General features: G+C 62.4%; 18 protein-coding genes. 8 read left to right on the top strand and 10 right to left on the bottom strand.

From position 1 onward, the window contains the following. The first annotated feature begins 162 nt into the window (after positions 1-162). From RQ479_RS07145 to RQ479_RS07125, 5 genes are all read left to right on the top strand, one after another. Entirely contained in the window at positions 163-2,619 is a 2,457-nt protein-coding gene (locus tag RQ479_RS07145) for a penicillin-binding protein 1A (RefSeq protein ID WP_376704563.1), read from the top strand. A 167-nt stretch (positions 2,620-2,786) separates the two neighbouring features. Further along, positions 2,787-3,918 (top strand): peptide chain release factor 2 gene (prfB, locus tag RQ479_RS07140; protein WP_376704562.1). Its coding sequence is split into 2 segments (ribosomal slippage): positions 2,787-2,852 and positions 2,854-3,918, totalling 1,131 coding nucleotides; the frame shifts between segments, so codons are not numbered across the junction. Positions 3,919-4,388: 470 nt separating this feature from the next. Further along, the gene (locus RQ479_RS07135) at positions 4,389-4,775 is read left to right on the top strand and encodes a hypothetical protein (protein WP_352468780.1); all 387 of its coding nucleotides are present in this window, start codon (positions 4,389-4,391) and stop codon (positions 4,773-4,775) included. A gap of 184 nt (positions 4,776-4,959) precedes the next feature. Next, positions 4,960-5,328, top strand: a complete 369-nt coding sequence (locus tag RQ479_RS07130; protein WP_023679923.1) for a GFA family protein — start codon at positions 4,960-4,962, stop codon at positions 5,326-5,328. Between the two features lie 174 nt (positions 5,329-5,502). Beyond that, positions 5,503-6,150, top strand: coding sequence for an OmpA family protein (locus RQ479_RS07125; RefSeq protein ID WP_376704561.1), 648 nt, complete (start codon positions 5,503-5,505; stop codon positions 6,148-6,150). A gap of 90 nt (positions 6,151-6,240) precedes the next feature. On the opposite strand, the gene RQ479_RS07120 is transcribed toward RQ479_RS07125, so the two are convergent. Together RQ479_RS07120 and RQ479_RS07115 are read right to left on the bottom strand one after the other, a co-directional pair. Continuing rightward, complete coding sequence (locus RQ479_RS07120; protein ID WP_376704560.1) at positions 6,241-6,513, bottom strand: DUF2798 domain-containing protein; 273 nt, start codon at positions 6,511-6,513, stop codon at positions 6,241-6,243. A 47-nt stretch (positions 6,514-6,560) separates the two neighbouring features. Continuing rightward, positions 6,561-7,445: an NmrA family NAD(P)-binding protein gene (locus tag RQ479_RS07115; RefSeq protein WP_376704559.1), complete on the bottom strand. Its 885-nt coding sequence runs from the start codon at positions 7,443-7,445 to the stop codon at positions 6,561-6,563. A 120-nt stretch (positions 7,446-7,565) separates the two neighbouring features. On the opposite strand from RQ479_RS07115, the gene RQ479_RS07110 reads away from it, so the two are divergent. After that, complete coding sequence (locus RQ479_RS07110; protein WP_376704558.1) at positions 7,566-8,459, top strand: LysR family transcriptional regulator; 894 nt, start codon at positions 7,566-7,568, stop codon at positions 8,457-8,459. Between the two features lie 27 nt (positions 8,460-8,486). Here the strand turns inward: RQ479_RS07110 and RQ479_RS07105 are convergent, their stop codons facing one another. Beyond that, on the bottom strand, positions 8,487-8,729 hold the full coding sequence (locus tag RQ479_RS07105) for a DUF1127 domain-containing protein (protein ID WP_376704557.1): 243 nt from the start codon (positions 8,727-8,729) through the stop codon (positions 8,487-8,489). Between the two features lie 175 nt (positions 8,730-8,904). On the opposite strand from RQ479_RS07105, the gene RQ479_RS07100 reads away from it, so the two are divergent. Then, entirely contained in the window at positions 8,905-10,908 is a 2,004-nt protein-coding gene (locus RQ479_RS07100; protein WP_376704556.1) for a BTAD domain-containing putative transcriptional regulator, read from the top strand. Positions 10,909-10,985: 77 nt separating this feature from the next. Here the strand turns inward: RQ479_RS07100 and RQ479_RS07095 are convergent, their stop codons facing one another. The 7 genes from RQ479_RS07095 to RQ479_RS07065 all read right to left on the bottom strand — a co-directional run bounded on the left by RQ479_RS07095 (position 10,986) and on the right by RQ479_RS07065 (position 18,583). After that, positions 10,986-12,581 carry a DEAD/DEAH box helicase gene (locus RQ479_RS07095; protein WP_376704555.1) on the bottom strand — a complete coding sequence of 532 codons (1,596 nt, stop codon included), beginning with the start codon at positions 12,579-12,581 and terminating at the stop codon, positions 10,986-10,988. Positions 12,582-12,771: 190 nt separating this feature from the next. Beyond that, complete coding sequence (locus RQ479_RS07090) at positions 12,772-13,545, bottom strand: NAD kinase (RefSeq protein WP_023679915.1); 774 nt, start codon at positions 13,543-13,545, stop codon at positions 12,772-12,774. Positions 13,546-14,007: 462 nt separating this feature from the next. Further along, the gene (locus RQ479_RS07085) at positions 14,008-14,769 is read right to left on the bottom strand and encodes an MBL fold metallo-hydrolase (protein ID WP_376704554.1); all 762 of its coding nucleotides are present in this window, start codon (positions 14,767-14,769) and stop codon (positions 14,008-14,010) included. 2 nt (positions 14,770-14,771) lie between these two features. After that, on the bottom strand, positions 14,772-15,836 hold the full coding sequence (locus RQ479_RS07080) for an ABC transporter ATP-binding protein (RefSeq protein ID WP_376704553.1): 1,065 nt from the start codon (positions 15,834-15,836) through the stop codon (positions 14,772-14,774). Further along, positions 15,833-16,615, bottom strand: a complete 783-nt coding sequence (locus RQ479_RS07075; protein ID WP_376704552.1) for an ABC transporter permease — start codon at positions 16,613-16,615, stop codon at positions 15,833-15,835. Before RQ479_RS07075 ends, RQ479_RS07080 begins: the two co-directional genes overlap by 4 nt. Positions 16,616-16,617: 2 nt before the next feature. Continuing rightward, positions 16,618-17,463, bottom strand: a complete 846-nt coding sequence (locus RQ479_RS07070) for an ABC transporter permease (RefSeq protein ID WP_376704551.1) — start codon at positions 17,461-17,463, stop codon at positions 16,618-16,620. Between the two features lie 13 nt (positions 17,464-17,476). Further along, positions 17,477-18,583, bottom strand: coding sequence for a spermidine/putrescine ABC transporter substrate-binding protein (locus RQ479_RS07065; RefSeq protein ID WP_376704550.1), 1,107 nt, complete (start codon positions 18,581-18,583; stop codon positions 17,477-17,479). Positions 18,584-18,674: 91 nt separating this feature from the next. Between RQ479_RS07065 and RQ479_RS07060 the strand changes: the two genes are divergently transcribed. After that, positions 18,675-19,289 carry a TetR/AcrR family transcriptional regulator gene (locus RQ479_RS07060; RefSeq protein WP_376704549.1) on the top strand — a complete coding sequence of 205 codons (615 nt, stop codon included), beginning with the start codon at positions 18,675-18,677 and terminating at the stop codon, positions 19,287-19,289. The last annotated feature ends 53 nt before the right edge of the window (positions 19,290-19,342 follow it).

Raw genomic sequence — 19,342 nt, 5'->3', positions numbered from 1 at the left:
TGTGCTTTTATTTCCGGCATTCGAAACCGAAATTCCACGCTGCCGTATTTTGCCCACATGGTCGCGACATGGGTTTTGCGATTACGGTTTGGGATCGTCCCGAAAGCTTGCGTGAAGGGCGGCTTCGTTTAGGAAATTCCCGAACCAAGGACTGGAGCGGGTATGATTCGTCTCATTGGCTATTTCTTCGGCATCGGCACGACGCTGGCCCTTTTGGTCGCGGCGGGCGTGGCGATCTATATCGGCCATTTGTCGAAGGACCTGCCCGATTACGAGGTGCTGGCCAAATACGAGCCGCCGGTGACGACCCGCATCCACGCGTCGGATGGCGCGCTGATGGCCGAATATGCGCGTGAGCGGCGGCTTTATCTGCCGATTCAGGCGATCCCGGATCGTGTCAAGGCGGCCTTCCTGTCGGCCGAGGACAAGAATTTTTACAACCACCCCGGCATCGACGTGACCGGCCTTGGCCGCGCCATTGTCGTCAACCTGCAGAATGTTGGCTCGGGAAAGCGCCAGGTCGGCGCCTCGACGATTACCCAGCAGGTGGCGAAGAACTTCCTGTTGTCTTCAGACCAGACCTACGAGCGCAAGATCAAGGAGATGATCCTCGCCTTCCGCATCGAGCAGGCCTATTCGAAGGATCGCATTCTCGAGCTCTATCTCAACGAGATTTTCTTCGGTTTCGGTGCCTATGGCGTCGCCGGTGCTGCGCTCACCTATTTCGACAAATCGGTGAACGAGCTCACCGTGGCCGAGGCTGCCTATCTTGCCTCACTGCCGAAGGGGCCGAACAACTATCATCCCTTCAAGCATGCCGATCGCGCCTTGGAGCGCCGCAACTGGGTCATCGACCAGATGGTCGAGAACGGTTACGTCACGCATGAAGAAGGCGAGAAGGCCAAGGCCGAGCCGCTCGGCGTCTCGCCGCGCCGCACTGGCAACTATCTCTTCGCCGGGGAGTATTTCACCGAGGAAGTGCGTCGCCAGATCATCGCGCGCTATGGTGAGAATGCGCTCTACGAGGGCGGCCTTTCCGTCCGCACGACGCTCGATCCGAAGATGCAGCTGATTGCCCGTAAGGCCATGCAGAACGGTCTCATGAAGTTCGACACACTGCGCGGCTACCGCGGGCCGGTCACGAGCATCGACATTTCCGGCGACTGGGGCGTGCCGCTGGGCAACGTCAAGCGATTGGAAGACGTGCCGGAATGGTCGCTCGCCGTCGTGCTCGACAGCTCGGCCACAGGCCTGTCCATCGGCCTGCAGCCGACGCGCCAGATCTCCGGCGAAATCGTCAAGGACCGCGTCGAAGGCACTGTCAGCAAGGAAGACATGAGCTTCGCCATGCGCCACGTGGTCGACGGCAGGACCGTCAAGGCGAAGTCGCCGGCCGACGTGCTGAAGCCGGGCGACGTGATTTTCGTGCAGAAGAACGACGGCTCGGACAACAGCTACAGCTTGCGCCAGGTTCCCGAAGTGGAGGGCGGGCTGATCGCCATGGACCCGCATACCGGACGCGTCCTGGCCATGGTCGGCGGTTTCTCCTACGCGCAGTCGGAGTTCAACCGGGCGACGCAGGCCATGCGCCAGCCCGGATCGTCGTTCAAGCCGATCGTCTATTCGGCAGCCCTCGACAATGGCTATACGCCCGCCTCCGTGATCATGGACGGGCCGATCACCATCCAGAGCGGCAACACGACCTGGACGCCCAAGAATTACGACGGAACGGTTGCCGGCCCGGCGACCTTGCGCTCCGGTATCGAGAAATCGCGCAACCTGATGACGGTGCGGCTTGCCAACGACATGGGCATGAAACTGGTCGTGGAATATGCCGAGCGTTTCGGCGTCTACGACCATCTGGCGCCGTATCTGCCGATGGCCCTGGGATCCGGCGAGACGACGGTGATGCGTATGGTGTCGGCCTATTCGATCATGGCCAATGGCGGCAAGTCGATCAAGCCGTCGCTGATCGACCGCATCCAGGACCGCTACGGCAAGACCGTCTTTAGACAGGACGAACGCGGCTGCTCGAACTGCAATGCCGCAGAGTGGCAGAACCAGCCAGAGCCGGAGCTGGTCGACAATTCCGAGCAGGTGCTCGATCCGATGACCGCCTACCAGATCACATCGATGATGGAGGGCGTCGTGCAACGCGGTACCGGCGCCACCATCAACGAACTCGGCCGTCACATCGCCGGCAAGACCGGAACGACCAACGACGAAAAGGATGCCTGGTTCATCGGCTTTACGCCGAACCTCGTTGTCGGCCTCTATATGGGCTACGATCAGCCGAAAGGTCTTGGCAAGGGCGCGACCGGCGGCGGCCTTGCCGCGCCGATCTTCAAGGACTTCATGCGCGTGGCGCTGGACGGCACGCCCAATGTCGACTTCAAGGTTCCGGAAGGCATGAAGCTGATTGCGATCAATCGCAAGACCGGCATGCGGGCTAATGCGGGTGACGCCGGAGCCTTCATCGAAGCCTTCAAGCCGGGTACCGGTCCCGCCGACAGCTATTGGGTGATCGGCATGGGTGCGGACGGCTCCAACGCCACCGGCGGGGCGCTATCGCCGCAGGCCAACCAAGCCATCCAGTCGGGCGGCGGCGGGCTCTACTGACAATCGCTACATCGGGTCGGGCCGGCTTGACGATCATGGTCGAGCCGGTCCATTCCGCTTTACAGGGGCCGGTGCTTTACAGGGGCCGGCGCTTTACAGGAGACCGTGCCGTCCCTATGTATCGCGCCACCAAACCGCCATCCAGCTACAGGACAGAACAGCCAGCCATGCGCGCGGAAACGCAAAATATTGTCGACGAGATCAGGCAGGCGATCACCCTGCTGAGGAGGCATCTTTGACTGGGACCAAGCCATAAAGCGGCTTGAGTACCTGAATGTGCGTGCCGAGGATTCAAGCCTCTGGAACGAGCCGTTGGAAGCGCAAAAGCTGATGCGCGAGCGTCAGGGCCTCGAGGAAGGCATTGCCGCGGTCAAAGGCCTCACCCAGGCCCTGGAAGACAATATCGGCCTGATTGAGCTTGGCGAGGAAGAGGGCGACGAGGGCGTCATCGCGGAGGCCGAAGCGGCGATCCGCTCGATGCGCGGCGAGGCCAAGGCGCGCCAGATCGAAACGCTGCTGTCGGGCGAGGCTGATGCCAACGATAGCTATCTGGAAGTCCATGCCGGCGCCGGCGGCACCGAAAGCCAGGACTGGGCCTCGATGCTTCTGCGCATGTATACGCGCTGGGCCGAGCGCCGCCGCTTCAAGGTCGAGGTGCTGGAAGTGCATGACGGCGAAGAAGCCGGCATCAAGTCCGCCACGCTGCTGATCAAGGGCCACAACGCCTATGGCTGGCTGAAGACGGAATCCGGCGTGCATCGTCTCGTGCGGATTTCGCCCTATGACAGCAATGCGCGCCGCCACACCTCCTTCGCCAGCGTCTGGGTCTATCCCGTCATCGACGATACGATCGACATCGACGTTTCCGAATCCGACGTCCGTATCGACACTTACCGTTCTTCGGGATCGGGCGGCCAGCACGTCAACACCACCGATTCGGCGGTGCGCATAACCCATCTCGCCACCGGCATCGCGGTCGCCTGCCAGGCGGAGCGCTCCCAGCACAAGAACAAGGCCAAGGCTTGGGAAATGCTGCGTTCGCGGCTTTACGAGGAAGAGCTGAAGAAACGCGAAGCGGTGGCGAACGCCACCGAAGCGTCGAAGAGCGATATCGGCTGGGGCCACCAGATACGGTCCTACGTGCTGCAGCCCTATCAGCTGGTGAAAGATCTGCGCACCGGTGTCGAGAGCACCAGCCCGTCGAGCGTGCTCGACGGCGACCTCGACGATTTCATGGAAGCCTCGCTCTCGCAGCGGATCGAGGGTGGCGCCGGTCAAACGGTGGCCGATATCGACTGAGGCTGACGGCACCAGTCCGGCAGTACCTGGTTTCATCACGCGAGAGTTACGGCCATCGCGCGAGAGTGACGAGCTCTCAATTTGCACTTACCTGTCGTTCTACAACTTTGTTTTTCGTAGAGTTTTTCAAAATCGAATTCCGCTTTTGACGCGGATGCCTCGGGCCTGCCGGTGCCAAGCCTGGAACCAGCGCGAGCCAAATCCCGTTATTGGCGATCCCGCTGCCGGGGTTGACCAAATTTCGTCAATCAGGGCGGCAGGTTGGTTCCGACTGCAGAGGTCGGCGTTCGGTTGCAACAGCAATTCCTTGCGCCAACCAACGAATCAGCCCAGCATTCATTCGCTGGGGAGGAAAAAGCATTTATGGCCGGACGCGGCGTATCTGCGACCTGACGATCCGGCCACTGGGAAGACACGTTCCGGGAACGGGCAAGCGAAATGCTTGACAACCGTTGATAGGAACTGCGCTCATGCCTGCTCTCGCACCCAGACCGGCCCCAATCGCCCGCACGGCGCGCCGACTCCTGAATTCACTTGTCGCGGCAGTGGTTTTGATAGCTGCCGCCATTCCATTCGCGGCGCCTGCTCTGGCGCATGATGCCACGCCGACCGCGGCCATGCCGCAAGGCTGGAGCTATCCCTTCTCCTGCTGCTCGGGCTATGATTGCCGCGAGGTCTCTCAGACATCGATCAGCGAACGTCCCGAGGGCTATGTCATCAAAGGAACCGGGGAAGTCGTGGCCTATAGCGACAAGCGGATCAAGAATTCGCCCGACGGCGAATATCATTGGTGCTCCGTCGCCGGCGCCAATGACGGAAAGACCATCTGCCTGTTCGTGCCCCCGTCGTCCTATTAGTGCATGTCACCCAACGTTTTGCCCACGGCTTGACCCGAGGGAGTGCAGCGGTATTGGATTGACGCGCTCCAGCACTATTAACCTGCGCATCGCAGGCCGACAGGTCTGCTGACGGGGAGTTGTCAGGAGCGTTTCTTTATGGTGCCTTGCCGTAGGGGCGGCGGGCATTGTGAGGGACTGGTTCATGACCATCAAGGCAAGCTGCCACTGCAAGGCGACGACGTTCGAGGTTTCGCAAGCGCCGCAGACAGTGACGCGATGCACCTGTTCCTTCTGTTCGAAACGCGGTTCGTTGTGGGCCTATTACACCCCATCGCAATTCAGGCTTACCAGCCCGCCGGAGAATGTTTCGTTCTACCAGTGGGGATCGAAAACCATAAAACACGGTTTTTGCGCCACCTGCGGCTGCGGCACCTTCACCGAGACGCCGGACTGGTCGACAGGCGAGCCGAATTTCGACAATCCGAAGATCAGCGTGAACTCGCGGCTGTTCGACGATTTCGATCTCGACAAGGTCGAAGTGGTCGTCATCGACGGCAAGAATCTCTGGTAGGGGGTAGAATTGCGGTGGTCGCGCGAGCCGCTGCAGGCGTGTGGAATTGAGCCGGGGAAAGCCGCGGCAGCGGCTTTTGCTGGTCCGCTTTTCGCCGCATTTCATGTTACAAGTCGCTGGAAGGGCTGATGCGGTGCGCCGTTGCGCGGCCGTGGAATGGAGAGGGACCACCATATGAAAAAGATTGTGCTCGCCGTCGTGGCGACGGCTGTGCTCGTGAGCGCATGCACCACTGATCCCTACACCGGGGAACAGAAGGTTTCCAACACCGCTGCCGGCGCCGGTCTCGGTGCTTTGGCAGGTGCCGGGCTCGGCATGCTTGCCGGCGGCAACGACCGCCGCAATGCGCTGATCGGCGCGGGCATCGGTGCGCTTGCCGGCGGTGCCATCGGTGCCACCATGGACCAGAACGAGGCCGAACTGCGCCGGCAGCTTCAGGGCACCGGCGTCAGCGTCACCCGCACCGGCGACCAGATCATCCTCAATATGCCGTCCGACATCACTTTCAATGTCGACCAGGATGCGGTGAAGGCCGGTTTCTATCCGGTGTTGAATTCGGTGGCCCTTGTGCTGCAAAAATTCCGCCAGACCACGGTCGACGTGTTCGGCCACACCGACTCGACCGGCGGCGACGAGCACAATTTCGACCTGTCGCAGCGCCGCGCTTTGGCGGTCGCCAACTATCTCTCCGGACAGGGCGTCGATTCCCGCCGCTTCGCCGTCACCGGCTTCGGCAAGACGCGTCCGATCGCCTCCAACGCGACCGCTGCCGGCCGGGCTCAGAACCGCCGCGTCGAGATCCAGCTGTCGCCACTCACCTGAGGCAAGCGCACGAACCGGCAGCGGCCCCGCAAGGGGCCGCTCTAATGGCCATACCGGCCCGCCGGCCGCTGGCGCCCTTCGTTCGTGATATCAGGACCGGGCCGGCTGATCGACAATCGCGGCAACGATCCGGCGCACGATTGGAAGCACAATCAGCAGACTTGGAAACGCGACAAGCCATGAAGCGCCCCATGCATAGCTCCAGGCCGCTATAAACCCGTTCGTCCAGCCTGCGCCGATTGCCGTCGAAACCGCCGAGACAATCGAGGACATCAGAATCGAAAGAATCAACGGCATCACCACCGCGCCGTGGGAGGGCGGCAGCTTTCTCAATTTGAAGGCTCGGTCCGGTGATGCTTGCATCGAAATCTCCCAATCAGAAATGTGCGTAAGCGTTGTTGTGAGGACGATCAGGCGGCATATGCCGTCTGGAGCGCCAATTCCCGAATGAAGCTTCGCAGCGAACGCGGCTCGCGGCCAAGCGCGGCGCGCAACGCCAGGCTGTTCCCGCCGAGGCCGTATTTGGCGTAGTGGCTGTGTACTTTGGCCAGCATCTGCAACTGGCGGTCGGTATAGGGAAGGCGGGCTTTCGCCGCCCAGTCCTGAAATGTCGGCTCGCCCGTCGAAACCGGCCGGCCAAGCGCTTGGCTCATCATGGCAACGACCTCTTCGCGGCTGTGCATACCGTCGGCGCACAGTTCGAGGGTCGCATAGGACAAACGCGCTTCGGTCAGTGCGATCGCCGCCACTTCAGCCACATCGCGGTAGTCGACGCGGGCAAGTTTCGCCGTCTTTGGAAACGGCTCGGCGAAAACGCCATGCTCGAGGACGGACGGCCAGGCCGCCGCGATATTCTGCATGAAATTGGCCGGGTGCAGAATGGTGTATTCCATGTTCGTCGAATAGAGGGCAGCTTCGACGGGTACCTTGCTTGCATGGTTTTCCAGTCTCGTATTGGTGGGCTGGATCACCGATGAGAAGACGAACTTTCGAACGTCTGCTCGCGCCGCCGCCTCAACCATGGCGACCCCCATGGCGGCTTCGTCGGGAGCAAAGGCCGGTCCGATGTGGAAGACACCGTCGACACCTTTCACGGCCTGCTCAAGGCTCTGATGGTTGCGCAGATCTCCGATCGCGATCTCGGATGCACCGGCTTTCCGGGCTTTTTCGGCAGCCGCCGCGTCACGAACAAGCGCTCGAACCCTGGCAGTGCGGCGGACGAGTTCAGGCACAACCAAACCGGCAACGCGGCCTGCGGCGCCTACGACCAGGACAGTTGGACTGGGTGTTCGCATGACGATCTCCTTCCCTCGAGTCTGCCTTTTGGCCTGTGCAGGGAAGATAAAATCTGGCGAACTGCGTTACAATTCATCGATTTTGCGATAGTTTCTCCCGATTTTCGGGAGAAATAGGCGATGAGCCGGATAGATGATTTCGAAGCCTTCATTGCCATTGTCGAGCATGGCAGCCTGACGGCTGCCGCACGCCGGCTGAACCGCTCGCTGCAGTCGGTCAGTCGGTCCCTGGCGACATTGGAGGAATCAATCGGGGTCGAGCTTCTGCACAGGACGACACGCCGCTCGATGCCGAGCGAAGCCGGAGCGGTCTTTTTCCAGCGCATCAAACCCGCCGTCGAGGAAATTAACGAAGCCAGGCTTCAAGCAGCCAATCGACGGTCGGAGCCATCCGGCATCCTGCGTGTGAGTGCCCCGGTTCTGTTCGGCCCGGACTTCCTCGTGTCGGTTATCGCCGACTATATGCGGACATATCCCCGGGTCGAGGTTGACCTCCAGCTTTCCGACGAATTTGTCGATCTTGATGCCGAGGGTCTCGATCTGGCGGTAAGGATCGGCAATTTGCCGGATTCCAATTTACGTGCGAAGCGCCTGGGGGCGCTGCGGCGCGTGGTGTTCGGCGCACCTGCCTACTTCCAGCAACACGGCCGACCGGCCCATCCGCTCGAATTGCGTGCGCATGAATGCATCGTACGAACCGTCGACGGCCGCCCAGGCGAATGGATGTTTCAGATTGAAGGCAAGCCCCGGCCGGTGAAGGTCGCGGGCACCTTCCGGTCGAATTTGATGATATCGATCTATGCGGCCGCGGTTCACGGATTGGGTTTGGGCTACTCGCCGCTTTGGCAGGTAAAACACCTGGTGGACGATGGCCGCCTGGAACTGGTTCTGACCGAATTCGAGCCAGTGCCGGTGCCAATACACGCCGTGTGGCCGGAAGGCAGATCGTCCTCGGCCAAAGTTCGCGCTTTTCTGGACCTGCTGGCATCCCGCCTGGAGCTCAAGAACCTTTAGGGCCTGGACCAAACTGAACGCCCGATCTTACCTCATCGACATCAAGTTCGTGATCAGAACAGCCGTGGCGGCGTCGAGTGCGGGTTGATGGGACTCCGAATGGCCGATGTCGTTCAGCTGATCGGTAGTCAAATCTGCCAGTGCCCTGCGTCTCGCGATGGTCCGCCGCCATCCCGTGAAGGCAGCGATCATCATTGCTGCGCCTTTCAGGCTAGACCCCAGCAAGCGTTTGGACATGCTGCGGGCGGCGCGAGTTTCCGTGTGAGCCATTGTTTTGGTCTCCCATTTCGAGTTTGCAGATGGGAGCGTGCCACGCAGGCGTTTTCGGGCTGTTCGGCTTTGCGTGAACAACTGGGAGAAGTCCGGCGATCCGCCGTTAAATCGGTGTTAAATCGATCCACCGAGATGCTATTCTGTCGCTGCGGTAGAAGCCTGGAGACGATCTGTGCGCATCCGGTTGCTTGGTGGCCTGGAGGTTACTTCCCCGGAGCACCGGCCTGTCCGGTTCGCCACACGCAAGACTTCGCTCCTTTTTGCTGCTCTGGTTCTCGCAGGCCGCCGCGGCCATGGTCGCGAGCAGCTTTCCGAAGCCTTTTGGCCGGGGCGAGGCAACGTGCAGGCCCGCAATAGTTTGCGTCAGGCGCTGGTCGACATCAGGCGCACGTTCCCGGCCAGCCCGGATGCCACCGTCTACATCGATGGGGATCAGGAAACCGTCGCGCTTATTGCCGGTCCAGATGAAGCGGACGTCTCGATCTTCGATCGGAAATTGGAGCAGGGCCGAACCACCGATCTCGCCTTCGCCGCCGATCTCTACCGCGGTGAACTGCTTGCCGGGCAAGCCATCCCTGATGAACTGGACGAGTGGTTTGGACCGTATCTGAGCAAGTATCAGCGCAAGGCGCTGCAATTGGTTGATCGGCTGAGCCTGGCGCTGCCCGCACCCGGCTCAGCGGAAGAGACGGCCTGCGAAGGGCTCGCGGAGAGATTGCTCGCCTCGGATCCGACGGCGGAGGCAGCACATCGGGCGCTGATCCGCATCCACGCTCATCGAGGCCACGAAAACGCGGCCTTGCGCCAGTTCGAGCTGTGCCGGGCAGCTTTGAAAAAACATCTGAACGCCGAGCCTGAAGAGCAGACAAGCTCACTGGCGGCTTCTCTGCAGTCCCGCGAACATCAGCGGCCGGAGCCAAGCTCTGGCGCCGCATCCCTGGCGCCGGTTCTGGCGGTCCCGACGAGGCGCGACGACCAGCCATCGATTGCGGTGCTGCCGTTTCAGAATCTAAGCGGTGATGTCGAGCAGGAATATTTTGCCGACGGCATGGTGGAAGACATCGTCACCGCCTTGGCTCACTTTCGTCAGCTGTTCGTGGTCGCACGGAATTCGAGCTTCACCTACAGGGGACGATCCATAGACATAAAGCAGGTCGGGCGTGAGCTGGGCGTGCGCTATGTGGTCGAGGGAAGTGTTCGCAGGGCGGGCGACCGCCTGCGCATCGCCGGGCAGCTCATCGACACCTCGACAGGCGCCTATCTCTGGGCCGACCGTTTTGACGGAGCGCTCGCCGAGGTCTTCGATCTGCAGGACCAGGTCGCCTCGAGCATTGTCGGCGCAATCACACCGAAAATGGAGGAGGCTGAGATCGAGCGTGCCAAACGCAAACCGACTGAAAGCCTCGACGCCTATGACTACTATCTCCGCGGGCTGGCGGCCTTTGACCGGACGATCACTAGTAGATCGGCCATTGACGATGCCTTGCGCCTCTTCATGAAGGCGATCGACCGTGACCCGGAGTTTGCCGCAGCCTATGCGCGGGCGGCGCGGTGCTACGCTACCCGAAAAAGCAACGGCTGGATGGTCGACCGCGCGAAAGAGAATGCCGAGGCTACTCGACTGGCCAGGAGAGCGGTCGAACTCGGAAGGGACGATGCGATTGCGCTTTCCTTCGGTGGATACGTGCTCGGCTACGTAGGTGGCGACCTTGACGACAGTGCGGCTTGCATCGATCGCGCGCTCGTTCTCAACCCGAATCTAGCGGCCGCGTGGGGCCTAAGCAGCTGGGTCAGGGCTTGCTTTGGCGAGCCAGGCAAGGCCGTCGAGCACGCCGCGCTTGCCATGCGCCTAAGCCCATTGGATCCACGCCTGTTCGCTTGGCAATTCAACACCGGGCTCGCTCATTTTTGTGCCGGCCACTACGATGACGCCGCCGCTTGGGCGGGAAAGTCGCTGCGGTACCAACCGAATTACGTGAGCGCGATGCGTGTAGTGGCGGCGAGTCATGCCCTTGCGGGGCGCCTGTCGGAAGCGCAGCAGATGATGGCCCGGGTCTGCGAGGTCGATCCCTCGCTGCGGCTTTCGAATCTCGCCGAGGTGCTGCCGCCGCTTTATCGACCGGATGATCGCAGCCGATACATCGAAGGCCTTCGCAAGGCCGGCCTGCCGGACTAACCCCATCTCAGCGTGAAGCGAGGCCGTGTTATGTCGGCTTACGTGCTTCGCGCGTCGGTGTACGCGCGAGCGCAGTATCAGACCTTGGCGACGATGCGCATGAAGGCCGGCATGTCGTCGCCGAAGCCGACGGTCGCGTCGTTGTCTTCTTGGCGCTGGCGGGCAGGGCGCTCGCGTTGCGGCCTGGTGTCGCCGCGTTCGGGCGCGCGCCGTTCGTTGCGATCGGGCGAAGCCTTCCGTTCAGGTGAAGCCTGGCGCTCGCTGTTTTCCGAGCGGATCGCGTCTTTGCGGGTACGCCGCTCGCCTATGTCGGCGACGGTGGCTTCGGCCACGACCGGCTGTTCCTCGCTAACCGCTTCCGGCGCCGCATCTTCGCTGCGCTTGGCGTGGCGTTCACGCGGTTTGCGCTCGCCCCTGTCCTTGGCGTCGTCCTTGCGGCCGGCGCGGCGTGGCGCACCGCGGCCACGGCGCGGCGCCTCATCCTCGCCGCCTTCGCTGGCGACGACCGTCGACAAATCGCCGTCATGCCACTCAATCTTGGTGCCGATCAGCCGCTCGATCGCGTCGATGTATTTGGTATCCGACTTGGTCGCGATGGTGAAGGATTTGCCGGAGCGTCCGGCGCGGCCGGTGCGGCCGATGCGGTGGACATAATCCTCGGCGTGGATCGGCACGTCGTAATTGAAGACATGGCTGACGTCGGGAATGTCGAGGCCGCGCGCCGCGACGTCCGAAGCGACGAGGTAGCGCAGCTTGCCGTCCCGGAAATTGGCCAGCATCTGCATGCGCGCGCGCTGGTCCATGTCGCCATGCAGGGCGCCGGCGTCGAAATCATATTTCAGCAGCGAGCGGAACAGCTCCGACACCTCGACCTTGCGGTTACAGAAGATGATGGCGTTCTTCAGCTCGGCATCCTCGGCCTTCATCAGATTGCGCAGCGTCTCGCGTTTGTCCCAGGGCTTTGGCCCGGATTTCACCAGCCGCTGGATGATGTTGGTGGCGGCCGACGCAGCCTTCGACACTTCGACGCGCACTGGCGCGTGCAGGAATTTCTCGGTGAGCTTGGTGATTTCCGGCGGCATCGTCGCCGAGAAGAACAGCGTCTGCCTGGTGAACGGGATCATCTCGCAGATACGCTCGATGTCGGGAATGAAGCCCATGTCGAGCATGCGGTCGGCCTCGTCGATGACGAGGATCTCGACGCCGTTGAGCAGGAGCTTGCCGCGCTCGCGATGGTCGAGCAGGCGGCCGGGGGTCGCGATCAGCACGTCGGCGCCGCGCTCGAGCTTCTTGTCCTGCTCGTCGAAGGACACGCCGCCGATCAGCAGCGCGATGTTGAGCTTGTGGTTCTTGCCGTATTTGACGAAGTTTTCCTCGACCTGCGCGGCAAGCTCGCGCGTCGGCTCTAGGATCAGCGTGCGCGGCATGCGGGCGCGGGCACGGCCTTTCTCCAGGCGAGTGAGCATCGGCAGGACGAAGGACGCCGTCTTGCCGGTGCCGGTCTGGGCTATGCCCAGCACGTCCTTGCCGAGCAAGGCGTGAGGGATGGCGCCAGCCTGGATCGGCGTCGGCTCGGTGTAGCCGGCATCGGTAACTGCGGAAAGGACCTTCGGCGACAGGCCGAGGTCTGCGAAGGTCAACGCTTCTTGAGCGATCTGGGCGTCTGAGGACAAGTTTGGCTGTCTTTGGCTGGTTCGGGGGCGCAACATAAGCAGTCGCGGCAAGCGCCGCGCGCCTGCAAGATTGGTATTGCAGGTAGGCGCAAGCCCACGATTTGTCAACACAAACGGGCGGCATTGGCGCGATTGTGAAGTCGTAACCTTAATCGCGATGCTTAATTTGCGCAGTGGCTGTCGCGCAGGCTCAATACCTGAACTGTTCGGCGAGAATGCGCTCGTTCCACGAATGGTTGGGATCGAACAGCAGCGTCGCCGTTGCCGTCGGCGATTCCCTCACCGTGACCGTCGTCACCGCCTTGACCTCGGTGTGATCGGCGGCGGCATTAACCGGCCGCTTTTCAGGCTCCAGAATGTCGAAACGCACGATCGCCTTGTTGGAGAGCAGCGCGCCGCGCCAGCGGCGCGGACGAAACGGGCTGACCGGGGTCAGCGCCAGCAGCGGAGCGTCGAGCGGCAGGATCGGCCCGTGCGCCGACAGATTATACGCGGTCGAGCCGGCCGGCGTCGCAATCATCACGCCGTCGCAGTGCAATTCCTCCAGCCGCTCTTGCCCGTCCACGGTGATGCGGATCTTGGCGGTCTGGTAGGACTGGCGCCAAAGCGCGACCTCGTTGATCGCCAGCGCCGAAATCGTCTCGCCCTCCGCCGTCACCGCCTGCATCTCCAGCGGACGGATCGTTTCGGCAACGGCCGCCGCGATGCGCCCGGTCAAGCCGCTGGCGCGGTATTCGTTCATCAGAAAACCGATGGTGCCACGGTTCATGCCGTAGACCTTCTTTCCAGTGCTCATCGTCTCGCGCAGGGTCTGCAGCAGAAAGCCGTCGCCGCCGAGCGCCACGACGATCCCGGCCTCCTCGACGGATGCCTGGCCGTAACGTGCAGAAAGGCTTTCCAGCGCCGCATTGGCGTCGGCTGTACCGGATGAGACGAAGGCGAAACGGCTGGCGGTTTTGCTCATGGCTCTCAACGACAACCGATTGGCGACGACCGTCTGGCGACCGATGGGCGGCGACCGGTTGCTGGGCCGCGCCAGCGCCGGGTTAGCATGGGTGGGCATTTCTGCAAAGGGAGGGGAGGTGCCTTGAGTTGGCGGCCAAACAAGCCGCACTCGCGCATCATGTCGGAGGACAAAATGATGTGATGGTTAAGACTCGCCTTAAACTCTCGTAAAGCCATATCGATCATGTTAGCCGGCAGCGGACGGGCGGCGTGGGGGCTAACCAGTCGAGGCCGATCTATTGCCGCTGGCACGCTTGATTATCGTATTCCTGATGCTGGCAAGTTTTGCCCTGGCTTTCGCGGAACTGGTGCGCCAGTCGGAGGAAAAGAGTTTTAGACCCCAGCCTACGGCGTCACGCTGCGGCGACGCGGCGGGGACACCCTGTCCGCAAAGGGCACTTTGACGCTACAGTGCTAGTCCTTATCGGGCCTGCAACAGATGGCAGCCGGCCTGGCGCTTTTGCGCGAGATACTCGTCGACAAGCTGGCGATAGCGGACTTTGCCGAAGCTCGGGAAATGGCCGCCATGCACGACCGAGACATCGAGATCGCGCATGCGCAGCAGCGTTTCGACATAGTCGTCGATATCGGAGTGATAGACATCGTCGATCAGCGGGCCGTCATAGACGATGTCGCCGGAAAACAGGATGCCCGTCCTGTTTTCGTAGAGCGCAATGCCGCCGGGTGAATGGCCGGGCGTGTGGATGACCTCGAAGGCACGGTCGCCGAGATCGAGGATATCGCCTTGCTCGAGCAACCGGCCGGCTGGTGCGGGCAGGATCTGGTAGCGCTTCGTGTCCCAGCCTTGCGGCATGCCGTCGAACATGTCGTCGGTGGCATAGCGGTCGGCAACCGTCCATTCATTGCGCGGGTCGGCGAGGATCTCGGCCTCGGCCGGGTGCACGCAGCGGTCGGGAAATTCGTGATGGCAGCCGATATGGTCGAAATGCGTGTGGCTGGCCACGCAGGTGAGCTTGCGCTCCGTCAGCAGCGGCACGTGGCGGCGCAGGCTGAAATGGCCGAGGCCGGTGTCGAACAGAAGATCGCGGTCGCGGCCGCGCACATGCCAGATGTTGCAGCGGAAGAACGGCTTGATCCACGGCTCGTGGATCAGCGTCACGCCATCGCCCATGCGGATGGTTTCGTACCAGTGGCCGGCGTCGATGGTTGGAAGCGTGCTCATGTTCAGTCCGCAAGCAGGATGATGTCGCCAGCATCGCACGATACCGCGACCACGTCGCCCGGCTTGACGGCCGATGCGGCCGGGACCTTGGCGATGAAGTGCAGCGCCGGGTCGGTCGTGGAGGCCCCCAGCACGCGCTTGAAGCTGCCCTGGAAGACGACGTCGCTGACCTTGACCATGCCGAGCGCCACGGCGCCACTGGTTGCGCCGAGGACAAGATGCTCAGGCCGGATGGCCAGCGCAACGGTCGAGCCGGCCGGCAATGTGCCGGGCACGGAGAGCGACCCAAGCTTCGTGGTGACGGTGATCTCGCCGCTCTTCGCCTCGGTCACCGTTCCCGATATCAGCGTGCTTTCGCCCATGAAGGTCGCGGAAAAGCGCGTCGCCGGCCGTGCATAGACACGCTCGGGCGGTCCTTCGTCCTCGATGCGCCCGTCATTCATCACCACGCAATGGTCGGCCAGCGCCATCGCCTCTTCCTGGTCGTGGGTGACGTGGATGAAGGCGGTGCCGACGCGTTTCTGGATCGCCTTCAGTTCGTCCTGCATCTGCCGGCGCAATTTCAGGTCGAGCGCGCCGAGCGGCTCGTCGAGCAGGAGCACCGCCGGCTCGACCACCAGGGCGCGCGCCAGCGCCACGCGCTGCCGCTGGCCGCCGGAAAGCTGGTGCGGCTTCTTGTCGAAGGCGGTGGCCAGCCCAACTAGCGCCAGCGCCTCGCGCGCCCTTGCTGCCCGGGTTTCGCCATCGACGCCCTGCATGCGCAGACCGAAGCCGACATTGCTGCCGACGCTCATATGCGGGAACAGCGCATAATCCTGAAACACGGTCGTCGTCGGCCGCTTCGCCGGTGGCACGGCGGTGCAGTCCTCGCCGCGGATCAGCACCTTGCCTTCGCTCGGCGTGACGAAGCCGCCGAGGATGGACAGAAGCGTCGTCTTGCCGGAGCCGGACGGCCCGAGCAGGATCGTGTAGCTGCCCGGCTCGATCGTCAGCGAGACGTTCTTCAGCACCGTGTGCTGGCCGAAGCGATGCGAGACAGAGCTTATATCGACCAGTGGCGCACTCATGCCGGCTTCCTCCGCAACAGCATCAGCTCGAACAATACCACCAGTACGATGGAGACGGCGAAGACCAGCGAGCCGACGGCGTTGGTCTTGGGATTGAGGCCGGAGCGCAGCAGGTTCCAGATCTCGACCGGCAGCGTCGTGTCGAAGCGCGTCAACAGGAACGAGATGACGAATTCGTCCCAGGAGAAGGTCATCGACAGGAAGAAGCCGGCGAAGATGGCCGGCGCCATGACAGGCACCGTGATCAAGAGCAGCACCTTCCATTCGGGCGCGCCGAGGTCGCGCGCCGCGCGCTCGATATTGATCTGGTGGTCGCCCATCTGGCTATAGACGATGGCAAAGCAGAGCGGCAGGTTTATCACGACATGACCGATGCCGGCGGCAGTGAGCGACTTCGGCACGCCGGCCCAATTGAACAGCACCAGCAGCCCCATGCCGATGATGAGATAGCTGACGGTCAAGGGCAGCGTGATCAGCCCGCGCATCAGGCCCGAGGCCGGCAATGCGAAGCGCGCAAAACCCCAGGCGGAGAGGAAGCCGAGCGTGACGGCGACAGCCGAGGAGACGACCGCCACCAGCAGCGAATTGACCAGCGCCGAGGTGAGCCGCGTGTCGGCGAGCACGGCCTCGTACCAGCGCAGCGACGGCCCGGTGAAGGGCGGGATCGGAAACGACGTCGCCTGCAGCGAAAACAGCACCAGAACGACCACGGGCAAGAAGATGAAGCCGTAGATGGCGATGGCGTAAAGGCCGGAGACGAGGCGGATGAGAGCACGCATGGTCAGGCCCGTTCGATCTTCAGCCAGCGGGCGCAGGCGAGATAGGCGATGGTGACGACCGCCATCAGGATGATCGACAGCGCCGAGGCGAGCGGAAAGTCGCCGCGCCGGCCGATCTGCATCATGACGAGCTGCGGCATCAACAGCTCGTTGTTGCCGCCGAGGATCTGCGGCGTGATGTAATCGCCGATGCACAGCACGAAGGTGAGGAAGGCGCCGACCATGATGCCGGGCAAGGTCAGCGGAAGAACGACATGCAGGAATGTCCGAACCGGCCCGGCGCCGAGGTCGGCGGCGGCCTTGCGGTAGCTGGGGCTGAGCTGCTTCAGATTGGCGAAGATCGTCAGCGTCAGCAGCATGACGAAGAAATGCACGAAGCCGGTGACGGTCGCTAGCCGCGTATTGGCGAGCTGCAGCGGTTCGCCGAGCAGGCCGGAGCCGGTCAGCGCCCGGTTGACGACGCCGTTCTGCGCCAGCACCAGCAGCCACGAATAGGAGCGCACGACATAGGAGGTCCAGAACGGCAGCACCGCCAGCATCAGCGCCAGCCGCTGCCAGCGCTCCGGCACCTGCTCGGCCAGGATCCAGGCAAAGGGATAGGCAAGCAGCACCGAGATCACAGTAACGATGGCGGTGACCTGCAGCGAGTTCACCATCGCCTGCCAGTAAGATGGATTGGCAAAGAACTGGCTGTAGTTGGACAGCGTGAAGCCGCCGGCTTCATGCGCCGTCAGGCTGGATACCGCCATGGCGACGAAGGGCAGCACGAAGAACAGCAACGTCCAGCCGAGCGCCGGCGTGACCAGCGCCCAGGGCAGGGCACGCTCACTCTTTGTGGCAGCGCTCACGACCGGTAGCCGGTCATTGCGCCTGCAGCATTTCGGTCCAGACGTCTTGCATCTTCTTGTCGAGATCGGCGTTCGGCGCCGGATAGGACTGCGCGCGGGCGAGGAATTCCGGCTGCTCGTCGAAGCGCAGGATCTTCTTCTGCTCGTCGCTCAACGCCGCCTTGCTGTTGGCCGGCATGCCCCAGTAGCAGGACGAGGTGGCGAGCCGCGCCTGGCCTTCGGGGCTCATAATGTACTGGATGAATTTAAGCGCCAGCTCCTTGTTCTTGGAATCCTTGAACATTGCCAGCGACTGCGACCACAGCACGGCGCCTTCTTTCGGGATCGAGAAGTCCAGCGCAGGGTTTTCCTTGGCCAGCCCCGCTGTCACCCATTCGCCACCGCCGACCAGAATGTCGACCTCGCCGGTCGCCAGCGCCGTCTGGCTGGCGGTCACTTCGCCGACCAGCTTGGCATTGGCCTTCATTTTGAGCAGCTCTTCCTTGATTGCGGGAAGGTCGGCTTCGGTCAGTTCCGCCGTCTTCTTGCCGATCGCCAGTGCGGCCATGCCGATGACCGGCAGGTAATAGTCGTAGATTGCGATCTTGCCCTTGTATTTGTCGCCGGTCAGCGCGGCAAGCGACTGCATGTCGGCCGGGTCGACCTTGGTCTTGTTGTAGCCGATCGTGTTGTAGCCGAACTTTTCGGTGATGCCGTAACGCTTGCCGTCGACGACGGTGGAGCCATCCATCTTCACCTGCGGAAACAGGTCGGCCAGCGGCAGCTTGTCTTCCGGTAGCGGTTCGAACAGGTCCTTTTCGACGCCGCGCGGTATGTCGATGCTGTCGATCACCATCACGTCCCAGTCGCCGGGCTGCGACTGTTCGACGATGGCCAGGCCGGCGCCGGTGCCTTCGAACTCCTTGACATTGACCTTGACACCGTTCGCCTCCTCGAACGGCTGCAGCAGCGCCGGATCGGCGTGATCGCACCAGATCAGCGCGTTGAGGTCCTGCGCCTGAGCGAGGCTGCCAGCCGCCAGCAGCAGTGCAGCCGCGGCACACGCGCCTTGGAGACGGCTCTTCAGAACGGAAAGCGGATTCCTGACGGTTGGATTGGGGGTCTTTGGATTGACGGACATCGAGTGTTCTCCCTTGCCTTTTTGGCTTGTAGCAAAAAATTGAACCAATTCTAAAATTGAGTCAATTCTGTTTTTGTGGCAAACAGCCGCTATGAGCGGATTGCGGGCAAGGCAGAAGGCGGATCGGCACCGCCGCATAATCGAGGCGGCGGCGGCGCTTTTCCGCGATGCCGGTTATGAAGGCGCCAAGATCGAAACCATCGCCGCGCAGGCCGAAGTCTCGGTCGGCACGATCTACAACTACTACCAGAACAAAGGCGACATCCTCGGCGCGATCGTTTCGATGGAGGTCAACGAGGTGCTCAATGCCGGGCGCGGTGTGGTGGCCAACCCGCCGGCAAATGTCGGCGACGCGCTGGACACGCTGCTCGGCATCTATATCGAGCATTCGCTGCATTATCTCAGCAAGGAGATGTGGCGACAGGCGATGGCGATCTCGACGCAACTGCCGGACAGCCCGTTCGGCCAGGCCTATACCGCGCTAGACCGCGCCCTGACCGAGCAGATCCGCGCGCTGATCGCCCGCCTGCAGGCGCTCGGCCTGGTGCGCCGCGACATCGACGGGCCGGCGCTCGGCGAACTCATCTTCAACAACATGAACATGATGTTCATCGAATTCGTGAAGCGCGAGGAGGCGAGGCTTGCTGAGCTGCGCACGGCGATACGGAGGCAGAACAGGATATTGGTGGCGGCGATAGGAGTGTAAGAAGATCAAGGGCGAGTAGGGCCTGCAACACAAATCGCCGCAGCCGGAGCATC

This window comes from Mesorhizobium sp. ISC25 (assembly GCF_042295465.1).
Classification (GTDB): domain Bacteria; phylum Pseudomonadota; class Alphaproteobacteria; order Rhizobiales; family Rhizobiaceae; genus Mesorhizobium.
This window is presented reverse-complemented; position numbering and strand designations above follow the sequence as displayed.

Excerpts from the sequence above, each read along its gene's own strand:
- RQ479_RS07065 (WP_376704550.1), bottom strand. The coding sequence starts at position 18,583 with ATGTCCGTCAATCCAAAGACCCCCAATCCAACCGTCAGGAATCCGCTT.
- RQ479_RS07075 (WP_376704552.1), bottom strand. The coding sequence starts at position 16,615 with ATGCGTGCTCTCATCCGCCTCGTCTCCGGCCTTTACGCCATCGCCATC.
- RQ479_RS07120 (WP_376704560.1), bottom strand. The coding sequence starts at position 6,513 with ATGCAAGCATCACCGGACCGAGCCTTCAAATTGAGAAAGCTGCCGCCC.
- RQ479_RS07080 (WP_376704553.1), bottom strand. The coding sequence starts at position 15,836 with ATGAGTGCGCCACTGGTCGATATAAGCTCTGTCTCGCATCGCTTCGGC.
- RQ479_RS07135 (WP_352468780.1), top strand. The coding sequence starts at position 4,389 with ATGCCTGCTCTCGCACCCAGACCGGCCCCAATCGCCCGCACGGCGCGC.
- RQ479_RS07060 (WP_376704549.1), top strand. The coding sequence starts at position 18,675 with ATGAGCGGATTGCGGGCAAGGCAGAAGGCGGATCGGCACCGCCGCATA.
- RQ479_RS07105 (WP_376704557.1), bottom strand. The coding sequence starts at position 8,729 with ATGGCTCACACGGAAACTCGCGCCGCCCGCAGCATGTCCAAACGCTTG.
- RQ479_RS07115 (WP_376704559.1), bottom strand. The coding sequence starts at position 7,445 with ATGCGAACACCCAGTCCAACTGTCCTGGTCGTAGGCGCCGCAGGCCGC.
- RQ479_RS07090 (WP_023679915.1), bottom strand. The coding sequence starts at position 13,545 with ATGAGCAAAACCGCCAGCCGTTTCGCCTTCGTCTCATCCGGTACAGCC.
- RQ479_RS07130 (WP_023679923.1), top strand. The coding sequence starts at position 4,960 with ATGACCATCAAGGCAAGCTGCCACTGCAAGGCGACGACGTTCGAGGTT.
- RQ479_RS07085 (WP_376704554.1), bottom strand. The coding sequence starts at position 14,769 with ATGAGCACGCTTCCAACCATCGACGCCGGCCACTGGTACGAAACCATC.
- RQ479_RS07125 (WP_376704561.1), top strand. The coding sequence starts at position 5,503 with ATGAAAAAGATTGTGCTCGCCGTCGTGGCGACGGCTGTGCTCGTGAGC.
- RQ479_RS07145 (WP_376704563.1), top strand. The coding sequence starts at position 163 with ATGATTCGTCTCATTGGCTATTTCTTCGGCATCGGCACGACGCTGGCC.
- RQ479_RS07110 (WP_376704558.1), top strand. The coding sequence starts at position 7,566 with ATGAGCCGGATAGATGATTTCGAAGCCTTCATTGCCATTGTCGAGCAT.